Genomic DNA, 13,305 nt, shown 5'->3' with positions numbered 1-13,305 from the left:
GCGATCGACGCTCGACCCCGATAGGGTCGACAGCAGTCGTCCGCGTACGCCGTCACCTCGGTGGCGGACGACAGCAGATCTGACGAGGAGGCCATTGCCGCGTATGGGATACGAACCCATCCCCACCGGCAGTGGCCTTCTTCGTATGTGCGACCCGTGGAAAGAAGTGAGAGTCCGATGACCACCAAGGCCCAGAAGAGCGACGACGGCAAAGTACGCGGCCGGTATCTGCTGAAGCTGTCCGGAGAGGCCTTCTCCGGCGGTGGGGGCCTCGGCGTGGACCCGAACGTGGTGCACAAGATCGCCCGCGAGATCGCCGCCGTCGTACGCGACGGCGCGGAGATCGCGGTCGTCATCGGCGGCGGCAACTTCTTCCGCGGCGCCGAACTGCAGCAGCGCGGCATGGACCGCGCCCGCTCCGACTACATGGGCATGCTCGGCACCGTGATGAACTGCCTCGCCCTCCAGGACTTCCTGGAGAAGGAGGGCATCGACAGCCGGGTCCAGACCGCCATCACCATGGGCCAGGTCGCCGAGCCGTACATCCCGCTGCGCGCCGTGCGCCACCTGGAGAAGGGCCGTGTGGTCATCTTCGGCGCCGGTATGGGCATGCCGTACTTCTCCACCGACACGACCGCCGCCCAGCGCGCCCTGGAGATCGACGCCGAGGCGCTGCTGATGGGCAAGAACGGCGTGGACGGGGTCTACGACTCCGACCCCAAGACCAACCCGGACGCGGTCAAGTTCGACTCCCTCGGCTACGGCGAGGTCATCACCCGGGACCTCAAGGTCGCCGACGCCACCGCCGTCACGCTCTGCCGCGACAACAAGCTTCCGATCCTGGTGTTCGAGCTTCTGGCGGAGGGCAATATCGCCCGTGCCGTCAAGGGTGAGAAGATCGGCACGCTTGTGGGTGACCAGGACAGCCGCCACTGACGGGCAACACCTACGGAGCCTGACCGGGGGATGGACAATGTCCTGCCGGTCGGGAACCGTGCAGGAAGAAGACGCGACGCAGCCGGCCGCCGCCTCCCGCAAGGAACCGCAGCCGGGCCTACTCAAGACACGCAGGAGCAAGTGGTGATCGAAGAGACCCTCCTCGAGGCCGAGGAGAAGATGGAGAAGGCCGTCGTGGTCGCCAAGGAGGACTTCGCCGCGATCCGCACCGGGCGTGCGCACCCGGCGATGTTCAACAAGATCGTGGCCGACTACTACGGCGCGCCGACGCCGATCAACCAGCTGGCTTCGTTCTCCGTGCCGGAGCCGCGCATGGCGGTCGTGACCCCGTTCGACAAGACCGCCCTGCGCAACATCGAGCAGGCGATCCGCGACTCCGACCTGGGCGTCAACCCGAGCAACGACGGCAACATCATCCGTGTGGTGTTCCCCGAGCTGACCGAGGAGCGCCGCCGCGACTACATCAAGGTCGCCCGGAGCAAGGCCGAGGACAGCAAGGTCTCCATCCGCTCGGTGCGCCGCAAGGCCAAGGACGCCATCGACAAGCTCGTCAAGGACGGCGACGTCGGTGAGGACGAGGGCCGCCGTGCGGAGAAGGAGCTCGACGACACCACCCACAAGTACGTCGCCCAGGTGGACGAGCTCCTGAAGCACAAGGAAGCTGAGCTGCTCGAGGTCTGATGAACGACTCTTCCTGGGGAGCGCCGCCACAAGCCGGGTACTGGGGGCCGTCCGACCAGGGGCCTGTCCAGGGGGCTGCCCCGGCGGGTCCCACGTACGATGCGCCCGAGGCGCAGCAGACTCGCCCCATGCCCATCGTGCCCGACGTACCCGCGTATGGCGGAGACCAGGATGACGATCGGGGGGCCGCTCGGCTGGGTGGCCCCCTGTTCCGCGACGAGACGCCGCGGGCGCAGCCCCACGGCAACGCGCCGCAGAATCCGGAGCCCATGCACGACGCCCCGCAGCCGGCGCCCCGACCGCAGAAGAAGAGCGCCGGGCGCGATCTGGGTGCGGCGATAGGGGTCGGCATCGGGCTCGGCGCGGTGATCGTCGCCTCGCTGTTCGTCTACAAGGCCGCGTTCGTCGGGGTCGTCGCCGTCGCCGTCGTCGTGGGTCTGTGGGAGCTGACCAAGCGGCTTGAGGAGCGCAAGGGCATCAAGGCGCCGCTCGTCCCGCTCGCGGTCGGTGGTGCGGCGATGGTCGTCGCGGGGTACGTCCGTGGCGCCGAGGGCGCGTGGGTGGCGATGGCGCTGACCGCGCTGGCCGTGCTGGTCTGGCGGATGACGGAACCGCCCGAGGGGTACCTCAAGGACGTCACGGCGGGCGTCTTCGCCGCGTTCTACGTCCCGTTCCTGGCCACGTTCGTCGCGATGATGCTGACCGCCGACGACGGCCCGGCCCGGGTGCTGACGTTCCTGCTGCTGACCGTCGTCAGCGATACCGGGGCGTACGCCATCGGCTGGCGCTTCGGCAAGCACAAGCTCGCTCCGCGGATCAGCCCCGGCAAGACCCGCGAGGGGCTGCTCGGGGCGGTTTCCTTCGCCATGGTGGCGGGTGCGCTGTGCATGCAGTTCCTGATCGAGGACGGCGCCTGGTGGCAGGGCCTCCTGCTCGGTCTCGCGGTCGCGGCGAGCGCCACGCTGGGCGACCTCGGCGAGTCGATGATCAAGCGGGACCTGGGCATCAAGGACATGGGCACGCTGCTGCCGGGGCACGGCGGCATCATGGACCGGCTGGACTCCCTGCTGCCCACGGCGCCCGTGGTCTGGCTGCTGCTCGTGCTGTTCGTCGGGTCCGGCTGAGCGTCGTACGGACCCCGGGGAGCCCCCGCCTCGGCGGGGGCTCCGCTGTTCTCGGCGGCGACGCGGTGGGACGCTTGAGGTGTACGCCCGTGAAGGGGGTCCCACCATGTCCGCCATCCGCGAATCCATCGACCTCGACTGCACGCCCGAAGAAGCGTTCGCGTATATCACCACCCCCTCCCATCTGCCCGAATGGCAGCTGAGCGCCGTCAAGGCGGAGCCGCTGGAGCTGGGGCCGATGCACCCCGGCTCGCGCGTCCGGGTCACCCGCCGCATCGGCACCCGCGAGGTCCCGATGACCGTCGAGTTCGACGCCCTCGACCCACCGCGCAGCTGGGAGCTGCACGGCGTCGAAGGGCCGGTCCGTCCCCGCACCCACGGCTCGATCGAACCGCTCGACGAGGGCCGGCGCTGCCGCGTGACCATCGAGATCGACTTCGAGGCACACGGCCGCCTGGGCAAGGCCCTGGTGCCCCTCGTGGTCCGCCCCCAGGCCCGCAAGGAGCTGCCGCGGGACGAGGCGTTGCTGAAGGTACGGCTGGAGGGGGCCGGGGGGTGAGATCGGGTGGCCCTGGCCAACCGATCGATCTGCGACCAGCCTCCGGCCTGGGTCCCCGCAGTTGATCTGCGACACTGGAAGGGTTATGCCAAAGCCCGGAGAACTCACATTCGTCGCCCCCCGCGGAGCCAAGAAGCCGCCGCGGCATCTTGCTGATCTTTCGCCCGCCGAGCGTAAGGACGCCGTCGCGGCGGTCGGGGAGAAGCCGTTTCGTGCCAAGCAGCTGTCGCAGCACTACTTCGCGCGGTACACCCACGACCCCGAGCAGTGGACCGACATCCCGGCCGCGGCGCGCGGCAAGCTGCGCGAGGAGCTGTTCCCCGAGCTGATGACGGTCGTACGGCATCTGTCGACCGACCAGGGGACCACCCGCAAGACGCTGTGGCGGCTGTTCGACGGGACGCTCGTCGAGTCGGTGCTGATGCGGTATCCGGACCGGGTGACCATGTGCATCAGCTCGCAGGCCGGCTGTGGCATGAACTGCCCGTTCTGCGCGACCGGGCAGGCCGGGCTCGACCGGAATCTGTCCACCGCCGAGATCGTGCATCAGATCGTCGACGGGATGCGGGCGCTGCGGGACGGGGAGGTGCCCGGTGGGCCCGCCCGGCTGTCCAACATCGTCTTCATGGGGATGGGCGAGCCGCTCGCCAACTACAACCGGGTCGTGGGCTCCATCCGGCGGCTCACCGACCCCGAGCCGGACGGGCTGGGGCTGTCGCAGCGCGGGATCACCGTCTCCACCGTCGGTCTGGTCCCGGCGATCCACCGGTTCTCCGACGAGGGCTTCAAGTGCCGGCTCGCGATCTCGCTGCACGCCCCCGACGACGAACTGCGCGACACCCTCGTCCCGGTGAACACCCGCTGGAAGGTCCGCGAGGTGCTGGACGCGGGGTTCGAGTACTCCGCGAAGTCCGGGCGCCGGCTGTCCATCGAGTACGCGCTGATCCGGGACATCAACGACCAGGCCTGGCGGGGCGACCGGCTCGGGCGGCTGCTCAAGGGCAAGCCCGTGCACGTCAACCTGATTCCGCTCAACCCGACCCCGGGCTCGAAGTGGACCGCTTCCCGGCCCGAGGACGAGAAGGCGTTCGTCGAGGCCATCGCCGCCCATGGGGTGCCGGTGACGGTCCGGGACACCCGTGGCCAGGAGATCGACGGGGCGTGTGGTCAGCTCGCGGCCACCGAGCGGTAGTGTGCGAGCGGTAGTCTGATCGTCGTACGTACATCTTCATATTCCGACAGGGGAGCGCCACAGCGCTGAGAGTGCGGGACAGGCCGCAGACCCTCTGAACCTCGCCCAGGTCATTCTGGGTAGGGAGATCGGTCGTCACTCGAGCTGTTGCGCCCTGCCCGGACTCTTGGGAGGTCCGGGCAGGGCCGCGTCTCTTCCTGGTCCACTCCAGGAGGAATTCAGTGAGCATCACCAAGAAGGCCACCGTCATGGCCGTCGGACTCGGCCTCGTCACGCTCTCGGCGTGCGGGTCCTCCGACGACGACCAGGGGTCCGGCGGCGCCGCCAGGACCGTCACCCTGGTCAGCCACAACTCGTGGGCCGTGTCCAAGGACGTCCTCGCGGACTTCGAGAAGAGCTCCGGCTACCAGGTCAAGGTCCTGGAGGACGGCGACGCCGGGCAGGCCGTCAACAAAGCCATCCTGACCAAGGACAACCCGCAGGGTGATGTCTTCTTCGGCGTCGACAACACCCTGCTGTCCCGCGCGCTCGACAACGGGCTCTTCCAGCCGTACGAGGCGAAGGGCCTCGACCAGATCGACGCCACGTTCCAGCTCGACCGGGACAAGCACCGGGTCACCCCCGTCGACTACGGCGACATCTGCGTCAACTACGACAAGAAGTACTTCGAGGACCGTGACCTGACCCCGCCGTCGACCCTCGACGACCTGGTCGAGCCCGCGTACAGGAACCTCCTCGTCACCGAGAACGCCTCCACCTCCTCGCCCGGCCTCGGCTTCCTGCTCGGCACCGCCGCGCGCTACGGCGACGACGGCTGGCCGGAGTACTGGAAGAAGCTCAAGGCCAACGGCGTCAAGGTCGTCGACGGCTGGGAGCAGGCCTACAATGAGGAGTTCTCCGGCTCCGCCGGCGGCAAGGCGGCCAAGGCCGACCGGCCGCTCGTGGTGTCGTACGCCTCCTCGCCGCCCGCCGAGGTGATCTACGGCGACCCGAAGCCGGCCACCGCTCCCACCGGCGTCGCCGAGGGCACCTGCTTCCGGCAGATCGAGTTCGCGGGCCTGCTCGGCAACGCGAGGAACAGCGAGGGCGGCAAGGCGCTGATCGACTTCCTGATCAGCAAGAAGTTCCAGGAGGACATGCCGCTGAACATGTTCGTCTACCCCGTGGTCGAGGAGGCGGACGTGCCCGCGGAGTTCACCGAGCACGGGCCCGCCGCCGAGAAGCCCTTGACCATGGACCCCGCCAGGATCGCCGACCACCGCGACGAGTGGGTCAAGTCGTGGACCTCGCTCGTACTGAAGTAGCCGGCCGGCGCCGGCACGCGGCGCGGCTGGGCCTGATGGCCCTGCCCGTCGCGTTCTTCGGCGTCTTCTTCGCCTACCCCGTCGCCGCGATCGTCGCCCGCGGCCTGCGGGTCGACGGGGTCTGGCAGCTCGGCCGGATCGCGGACGTGCTGACCCAGCCGGACGTCCGGCACGTCCTGTGGTTCACCACCTGGCAGGCGCTCGCCTCCACCGCGCTGACCCTGCTGCTCGCGCTGCCCGCCGCCCATGTCTTCGCCCGCTTCGACTTCCCCGGCAAGCAGATCCTGCGGGCGGTGGTGACGGTGCCGTTCGTGCTGCCGACGGTCGTCGTCGGTACGGCCTTCCTGGCGCTCGTCGGACGCGGCGGACTCCTGGACGAGCTGTGGGGCCTGCGGCTGGACACGACCGTGTGGGCGATCCTGCTGGCGCACGTCTTCTTCAACTACGCGGTGGTCGTCCGCACCGTCGGCGGGCTCTGGGCGCAGCTGGACCCGCGGCAGGAGGAGGCGGCGCGGATGCTCGGCGCGTCCCGCCGGCGGGCCTGGCGGACGGTGACGCTGCCGGCGCTCGGGCCGGCCGTGGCCGCCGCCACCCTGATGGTCTTCCTGTTCACCTTCACCTCCTTCGGTGTCGTGCAGATCCTCGGCGGCCCGACCTTCTCCACCCTCGAAGTGGAGATCTACCGCCAGACCTCCGAGATCTTCGACCTGTCCACGGCCGCGGTCCTCACGCTCGTCCAGTTCGCTGCCGTCGGCGCGATCCTCGCCCTGCACGCCTGGACCGTACGGCGCCGGGAGACCGCCCTGCGCCTGGTGGACGCCTCGCTGACCGCGCGCAGGCCGCGCGGGGCCGGGCAGTGGGCGCTGCTGGCCGGGGTCCTCGCCACCATCGCCGTGCTGCTCCTGCTGCCGCTCGCCGTGCTGGTGCAGCGGTCTTTGGGCGCCCCCGGGCTCGGCTACTACCGGGCGCTGACGTCGGCCGACGGCGGGGTCTTCCTGGTCCCGCCGATCGAGGCGATCGGCAACTCGCTGTCGTACGCCGTGGTCGCCACCGCCATCGCCGTACTGGTCGGAGGTCTCGCCGCCGCCGCGCTGACCCGGCGGGACGCGGGCCGGTTCGTCCGCGGGTTCGACGCGCTGCTGATGCTGCCGCTCGGGGTCTCCGCGGTGACCGTCGGGTTCGGGTTCCTGATCGCCCTGGACGAGCCGCCGCTGGATCTGCGGGCCACCTGGATCCTGGTGCCGCTCGCGCAGGCGCTGGTCGGCGTGCCCTTCGTGGTACGGACGATGCTGCCGGTGCTGCGGGCCGTCGATCACCGGCTGCGGGAGGCGGCGGCCGTGCTCGGGGCGTCGCCGTGGCGGGTGTGGCGGGAGGTGGACCTGCCGATGGTGCGGCGGGCGCTGCTGATCGCGGCCGGGTTCGCCTTCGCGGTGTCGCTGGGGGAGTTCGGGGCGACCGTGTTCATCGCGCGGCCCGACGATCCGACGCTGCCGGTCGCGGTGGCCAAGCTGCTCGGGCGCGCCGGGCAGCTCAACTACGGCCAGGCGATGGCCCTTTCGACGATTCTGATGGTGGTGTGCGCGGTGGCGCTGCTGGTGCTGGAGCGGCTGCGGACCGATCGGACGGGGGAGTTCTGATGCTGCTGAGCCTGGAGAACGCGACCGTGCGGTTCGGCGGGCGGGCCGTGCTCGACGCCGTGGATCTGGCGGTGGCCGAGCACGAGGTGGTCTGTGTCCTCGGGCCCAGCGGCAGCGGCAAGTCGACGCTGCTGCGGGTGGTGGCCGGGCTCCAGCCCCTGGACGCCGGGCGGGTGTCGCTCGACGGGCGCGACCAGGGCGGTGTTCCCGCGCACCGGCGGGGGGTGGGGCTGATGTTCCAGGACCATCAGCTCTTCCCGCAGCGGGACGTGGGCGGCAATGTCGCCTTCGGACTGCGGATGCACGGGGCGTCGAGGCGTCAGCAGGCCGAACGGGTGCGGGAGTTGCTCGACCTCGTCGGACTGCCGGAGGCCGAGGGCCGGGCCGTCGCCGCGCTTTCCGGCGGGGAGCAGCAGCGGGTGGCGCTGGCCCGGGCGCTGGCGCCCAGTCCCCGGCTGCTGATGCTCGACGAGCCGCTCGGCCAGCTCGACCGCTCGCTGCGGGAGCGGCTGGTCGTCGAACTGCGGGAGCTGTTCAGCGAGTTGGGCACGACCGTGCTGGCCGTGACGCATGACCAGGGGGAGGCCTTCGCGCTCGCCGACCGGGTGGTGGTGATGCGGGACGGGCGGATCGCCCAGTCCGGTACGCCGCTGGAGGTGTGGCAGCGGCCGGCCGACGAGTTCGTGGCCCGCTTCCTCGGCTTCGACAACGTGGTCCCCGCCACGGTCTCCGGGCAGGCCGCCGACACCCCCTGGGGCAAGCTGCCGGTGCCCGACGACACCGCCGAGGGCAGCCGCACGCTCCTCGTCCGGCCCGCCGGGGTCCGCCTGGTCGCGGCCGACCAGGGCCTGCCCTGCACGGTGGCCGCGCGCACCTTCAAGGGCACCCATGTCGCCGTACACCTGCAGCCCGAGGACGCGCCCCGGCTGGAGGCGGCGTGCGCGCTGCGGGAGGCGCCGGAGGTGGGGGACCGGGTCGGGGTGGAGTTCGACGCGGCCGACATCGTGGTGCTCGGCTGACCGGCCCGATCGTGGGGGAGCGGGCCACCTTCCGGTACGGCCCGGAAGGTGGCCCGCTCCGGGGGTTCAGCGGGAGCCGCGCCTGCGCAGGCCGAAGAAGACCGCGCCGCCGCCGATCGCGACCAGCGCGACCGCGATGCCCGCGATCAGGCCGGTGTTGGAGTCGGCGCCGGTCTCGGCGAGGTTGGACTCACCGGCCGGGGTCGGGACGTTGCTGGAAGTGTCCGCCGGGGCGGTGCTGCCGCCCTCGGAGGGCGCGGGGGCCGGGGTCTCCTCGGCCGGGGCGGAGGCCGACGGCGTCGGTGTCGCGCTGTCCGACGGAGTCGGCGCCGGGGAGTCGGTGTCCTCCTTCTTGCAGGCCGTGGCCGGGGTCGTCAGGTTGGGCTTGATGTCCTCGTCGACGTAGCCCGCGGCCTTGACGTGGATGCGGTACTCGGCGTTCGGCTTCCAGTTCTCGGCGAAGGTGATGGTGACGCCCTCGCGCGAGCCCTCGACGACCTGCTCGCCGACCTTCTTCAGGTCGGCGCCGTTGTTCTGGAGGTAGACGCTGACGGTGGCGGGGACACCGCCGGGGTCCACGTCGGTGACGGTGATGACACCGTTGTCGCCGTCGCACTTCGCTTCGGCGGAGAAATCCTTGATGTCGCACGCGAACGCGTTGCCGCCGAGACCGAGCACGAGCGCGGCCGAGGCGGAGGCGATGCCGAGCACGCGCGCGGAACGGGCGATGGTTCGGCGGGGTATGGACAGGACTGCCACGTTGGTCCTTCACATGTTGCGCATATGCGGGGGGTTGAGGGAGCGCAGACGCACCGGCATCTCCACTCCCCAGAGGCTCACAGGTTTATAAGCGCCGCGTAAGCAGTGTCAACGCATATGCCGGACAAGGACCTTGGCTTTGCCCGCTTATTAACCGCCGAGACGTTTCAACGCCTCGGGGGCCTCCTCGATCCGGTCGACCAGGGCGATCCGGGACTCCATCTGCCGCTCCCGCGCGAGCGCCTGCAGCAGCGGCCAGGCCGGCAGTTTCTGAGTCCAGTGCGCGCGGTCGACCAGCACCATCGGGGTGGGCTCGCCGCGCGACTCGTAGTAGTTCGGCGTGGTGTTGTCGAAGATCTCCTGCACGGTCCCGGCGGCGCCGGGCAGGAAGACCACGCCCGCGTTGCAGCGGGCCAGCAGGCCGTCCTCGCGGGTGGCGTTGGCGAAGTACTTGGCGATGTGCGCCGCGAAGGCGTTGGGCGGCTCATGGCCGTAGAACCAGGTCGGGATGCCGATGGAGCCGCCGCCCTTGGGCCAGCGGGCGCGGACCTCGAAGGCGGCGGTCGCCCAGGCGGTGACCGACGGGGTGAACATCGGTTCCTTGGCGAGGAGTTGGAGCGCCTCGGTGAGCATGGTGTCGTCGTGCGGGGCGGCGTACGCGCCGAGGTTCGCCGCCTCCATCGCGCCCGGGCCGCCGCCGGTGGCGACCGTGAAGCCCTCACGGGTCAGCTCCCGGCCGAGGCGGGCCGCGCCGGCGTACGCCTGTGTGCCGCGGGCCATCGCGTGGCCGCCCATCACCCCCACCACCCGGGTGCCGCGCAGGAGTTCGTCGAGGGCGTCGGAGACGGCGTCGTCATGGATCGAGCGGAGCATCGACGCGAAGATGTCGCCGTCCGCCTTGGTCTGCTGGAACCAGGCGTACGCGAGGGCGTCGGGGGTCTGTTCGTAGCCCCGGTCCAGGCCGGCGAACAGCTCGTCGGGGGAGTAGAGCAGGCCGCGGTACGGGTCGAAGGGGAGGTCCGGTACCGGCGGGAAGACCATGGCGCCGTCCGCGCGGATCTTCACGGCCGCGTCCTCGCGCATCGGGCAGCCGAGGAAGACGGCGCCCGCCGTGTCCGTGGCGAGCAACTCCCGGGTCCGGTCGGTCAGATCGACGGCCTGGATCCGGAATCCGGCGAGGGTGCCGCGGGCCGAGACGGTGGCGTCGAACTCCTGGAGCGTCTCGATCTCACGGTCGTCGTGGTGGGCCGCATGGGCGGGCATCGTCTGCACGCGCCCATGCTAGACACGGCTACTGCTCAGCCCTCGACCGCGGCGGGGTCCATCCATACGACCTCCCAGCTGTGGCCGTCGAGGTCGTCGAAACCGCGGCCGTACATGAAGCCCATGTCCTGGACCTTCTCGGAGGCGGTGCCGCCGGCCGCGACCGCCTTCTCCACCAGCTCGTCGACCTTCTCGCGGCTCTCGGCGCTCAGGCAGATCAGCACCTCGCTGGTCTTCGTGGCGTCCGCGATCTCCTTGTCGGTGAAGGTCGAGTAGAACGGCTTGGTGAGGAGCATCGCGACGATGGTCTCGCTGATCACGACACTGGCCGCGTTCTCGTCGCTGAACTGGGCGTTGATCGAGTAGCCCAGGTCGGTGAAGAACTTCTTCGAGGCGTCGAGGTCGGCGACGGGCAGGTTCACGAAGATCATCTGCTGGTACATCCGGGGTCTCTCCCATTCGGTGTCGGTCTGTTCGATGGGGTAGACCGGGGGGCCGGGCGGAACTCATCGCGGTCCGGTGATTTTTTTCGTACGGATCTCCGGTGCCGGTTCCGCGGCCGCTCAGCGGGCCAGCGGCAGCGCCGCCAGCTCGGCGACGATCAGGGTGAGCGGGCCGAAGACGGCCAGCAGCGCGCCCGCGCGCAGGGCGGCGGCGCCGCGCAGGACCGTGGGCGGGGCGCCGAGGCGGAGCAGGGCGGCCGTGGTGTCGGCGCGGGCCTGCCGTGCTTCCACGGCGGCCGTGAACAGGGTGGCCACCGCGCAGCCGGTGACCACGCTCGCGCCGAGGGTGGTGAGCGGACCCAGCGAGCGTCCGTCCGCCGCGGGGTCGTGCAGGACGGCCAGGGCGTACCCGGCGGAGGCGACGGCGCAGACGATCCCGAGGGGGCGGCCGATCCTGGTGGCCTCCTCCATGAGGACCCGGCCGGCCAGGAGGCGCAAGGCGCCGGGGCGGAGCGCCTGGAGCAGCCGGCCGCACAGATGGGTGAGTCCGGGGCCGGCCAGGGCGAGGCCGACCGCGGTCAGGGCCCAGCCGACGAGGACGGCGGCGGGACCCGTGGGAAGGCCCGAGGGCATCCTGGTGGCGTTCGTGGTGGCCGCGCTGGCGTACGCCTCCACCGCCAGGCCCGCGGCGAGGATGGCGGTGCCCCAGGGCAGGCCGGAGGGCGTGGCCGTGGCCTGCGGGGCCTGCGGGACCGGCGCCGACGGGGTCTCCTCGCTCGTCCGCGCCTGCGGGGCGCCGCCGCTGTCCGTGCCGGGAGCCGCCCCGGCCGTCCGGCCGCCCGTGGCCTGCCGGAACCGTGCGCCGAATCGTCCGTACGCGCCGAACGTCTCCCGGTCCGCCGAGCTGCTCCGGGCCCCGAACCGGCCGTAGCGCCGGAGCCCTTCTCCCGCGGGCCGTGCGTCCCTCGGCCGGAGCGTCGCGGCCACCGCCAGGGACGCCGCCACCGGTACCAGGGACAGCAGGGTCAGCGCCGCCGGGAGGGGCAGGGGCTGCGACGCCGCCAGGAAGTCCGCCGCCGCGCCGTCGAAGGGCATGCCCGTCAGGTCGCCGCGCAGGTGGAGGAAGAACAGCAGCGCGAGCATGGACCCGAGCACCGTCGACAGGGCTGTCGTCGTCACCGAGATGGCCATCAGGCGGACCGGGCCCAGACCGATCGCCGACAGACCGGGGCGGGGGAGGGTGCCCGGGTCGGTGCGGGCCACCGCCACCGCGAAGTGGACGGTCGCGGCCAGCGGCGCCGCGCACCAGGTCAGGCGGAGGAAGGACGCGCCGGGGGAGCCGGGGTGGGTCATCGCGTGGCCCAGGGTGCACAGGAGCAGAAAGCCCGTGCCCGCCGACGCCGTCGCCACCAGCAGACGGCGCAGTTGTACGGCGGGATGGGCGCGGCGGCTCAGGCGGAGAGCGAGCACGCGGCGCGGCCTTCCGCTTCGGCCATCGGGGGCAGGTGCACCGTGTTCACGCGGCGCCCGTCCAGCAGGGACACCGTGCGGTCGGCCAGGGCCGCGGTCTCCGTGTCGTGGGTCGCCAGGACCACAGTGATGCCGTGCGAGCGGGCCGCCGTGGTGAGCGTCCGCAGGACATGCGCGCGATCGGCGCGGTGCAGCGGCGCCGTCGGTTCGTCCGCGAACAGGACCGTGGGCGCCGGGGCCAGCGCGCGGGCGATGCAGACCCGCTGGCGCTGCGCCTGGGTCAGCTCCCGCGGGCGCTTGCGGGCGCTGTCACCGATGTCGAGGCGCTCCAGCCACTCCAACGCGGCCGTCTTGGCGCGGCGGCGGCCGGTGCCGCGCAGCATCAGGAGCAGGGCGGCGTTCTCCCACACGTTGAGCTCGGGGACCAGCACCGGCTCGGGGTCGATCCAGCCGAAGCGGTCGCGGCGCAGCCGTTCGCGGCCGGCGGGGCCCAGGGTGTGCACCGGGGCGCTGTTGAAGAAGATCTCGCCGCGCTGCGCCCGTGTCTGGCCGGAGAGGCAGCGCAGGAGCGTCGACTTGCCGCTGCCCCGGGGCCCGTTGACGGCGAGGATCTCGCCCTCGCGGACGCCGAGCGAGACACCGCCGAGCGCGGGCGAGCCGTCGGGGTGGGTGTAGTGCAGGGCACGGGCCCAGAGCACATCGTTGTCGGGCGGGGCCTCCATGCGCGTAACACCTCGTTCTGATCCGTTTTCCCTGCCGTGGTCCCCCGTGCGGGGGAACGACAGCAGGGCCGATCGGTTACCAGGCACGCTAAGGATCCCGGGACAGGAGCCCGGACAGCACGCGGCCCGGGGTGCACCCTTCTCACTCGGATGGGTGCACCCCGGGCCGTACGCG

The 13,305-nt window shown here is 71.4% G+C and carries 13 protein-coding genes; 8 read left to right on the top strand and 5 right to left on the bottom strand.

What is annotated here, in order from left to right; translation table 11 throughout:
- The first annotated feature begins 177 nt into the window (after positions 1-177).
- The 8 genes from pyrH (at position 178) to ACWD1Z_RS24330 (ending at position 8,473) form a co-directional block, all read left to right on the top strand.
- Positions 178-936 (top strand): UMP kinase, encoded by a 759-nt coding sequence (gene pyrH, locus ACWD1Z_RS24365; protein ID WP_389414726.1) that lies wholly within the window; start codon positions 178-180, stop codon positions 934-936.
- A gap of 144 nt (positions 937-1,080) precedes the next feature.
- Positions 1,081-1,638 (top strand): ribosome recycling factor, encoded by a 558-nt coding sequence (gene frr, locus ACWD1Z_RS24360; protein ID WP_389414725.1) that lies wholly within the window; start codon positions 1,081-1,083, stop codon positions 1,636-1,638.
- Positions 1,638-2,762: a phosphatidate cytidylyltransferase gene (locus tag ACWD1Z_RS24355; RefSeq protein ID WP_451121725.1), complete on the top strand. Its 1,125-nt coding sequence runs from the start codon at positions 1,638-1,640 to the stop codon at positions 2,760-2,762. Before frr ends, ACWD1Z_RS24355 begins: the two co-directional genes overlap by 1 nt.
- Positions 2,763-2,868: 106 nt before the next feature.
- On the top strand, positions 2,869-3,321 hold the full coding sequence (locus tag ACWD1Z_RS24350) for an SRPBCC family protein (protein WP_451121724.1): 453 nt from the start codon (positions 2,869-2,871) through the stop codon (positions 3,319-3,321).
- Between the two features lie 85 nt (positions 3,322-3,406).
- A complete protein-coding gene (rlmN, locus tag ACWD1Z_RS24345) occupies positions 3,407-4,513 on the top strand; it encodes a 23S rRNA (adenine(2503)-C(2))-methyltransferase RlmN (protein WP_389414722.1) in 1,107 nt (368 codons plus the stop codon).
- 221 nt (positions 4,514-4,734) lie between these two features.
- Positions 4,735-5,817, top strand: coding sequence for a thiamine ABC transporter substrate-binding protein (locus tag ACWD1Z_RS24340; protein ID WP_451121723.1), 1,083 nt, complete (start codon positions 4,735-4,737; stop codon positions 5,815-5,817).
- 35 nt (positions 5,818-5,852) lie between these two features.
- Entirely contained in the window at positions 5,853-7,454 is a 1,602-nt protein-coding gene (locus tag ACWD1Z_RS24335; RefSeq protein ID WP_451121791.1) for an ABC transporter permease, read from the top strand.
- A complete protein-coding gene (locus ACWD1Z_RS24330) occupies positions 7,454-8,473 on the top strand; it encodes an ABC transporter ATP-binding protein (RefSeq protein ID WP_451121722.1) in 1,020 nt (339 codons plus the stop codon). The genes ACWD1Z_RS24335 and ACWD1Z_RS24330 overlap by 1 nt, the downstream gene beginning before the upstream one ends.
- A gap of 66 nt (positions 8,474-8,539) precedes the next feature.
- Here the strand turns inward: ACWD1Z_RS24330 and ACWD1Z_RS24325 are convergent, their stop codons facing one another.
- The 5 genes from ACWD1Z_RS24325 to ACWD1Z_RS24305 all read right to left on the bottom strand — a co-directional run bounded on the left by ACWD1Z_RS24325 (position 8,540) and on the right by ACWD1Z_RS24305 (position 13,130).
- The gene (locus ACWD1Z_RS24325) at positions 8,540-9,232 is read right to left on the bottom strand and encodes an LAETG motif-containing sortase-dependent surface protein (protein WP_451121721.1); all 693 of its coding nucleotides are present in this window, start codon (positions 9,230-9,232) and stop codon (positions 8,540-8,542) included.
- A 150-nt stretch (positions 9,233-9,382) separates the two neighbouring features.
- Positions 9,383-10,504 (bottom strand): LOG family protein, encoded by a 1,122-nt coding sequence (locus ACWD1Z_RS24320; RefSeq protein WP_451121720.1) that lies wholly within the window; start codon positions 10,502-10,504, stop codon positions 9,383-9,385.
- A gap of 26 nt (positions 10,505-10,530) precedes the next feature.
- Positions 10,531-10,938, bottom strand: coding sequence for a VOC family protein (locus tag ACWD1Z_RS24315; RefSeq protein WP_389415603.1), 408 nt, complete (start codon positions 10,936-10,938; stop codon positions 10,531-10,533).
- A gap of 120 nt (positions 10,939-11,058) precedes the next feature.
- Positions 11,059-12,408: a hypothetical protein gene (locus tag ACWD1Z_RS24310; protein WP_451121719.1), complete on the bottom strand. Its 1,350-nt coding sequence runs from the start codon at positions 12,406-12,408 to the stop codon at positions 11,059-11,061.
- Complete coding sequence (locus ACWD1Z_RS24305) at positions 12,390-13,130, bottom strand: ABC transporter ATP-binding protein (RefSeq protein WP_451121718.1); 741 nt, start codon at positions 13,128-13,130, stop codon at positions 12,390-12,392. Before ACWD1Z_RS24305 ends, ACWD1Z_RS24310 begins: the two co-directional genes overlap by 19 nt.
- Between the last annotated feature and the right edge of the window lie 175 nt (positions 13,131-13,305).

It is taken from the genome of Streptomyces sp. NPDC002784, assembly GCF_053592135.1.
The sequence above is the reverse complement of the archived record's forward strand: the minus strand, read 5'-3'. Positions and strand labels throughout refer to the sequence as shown.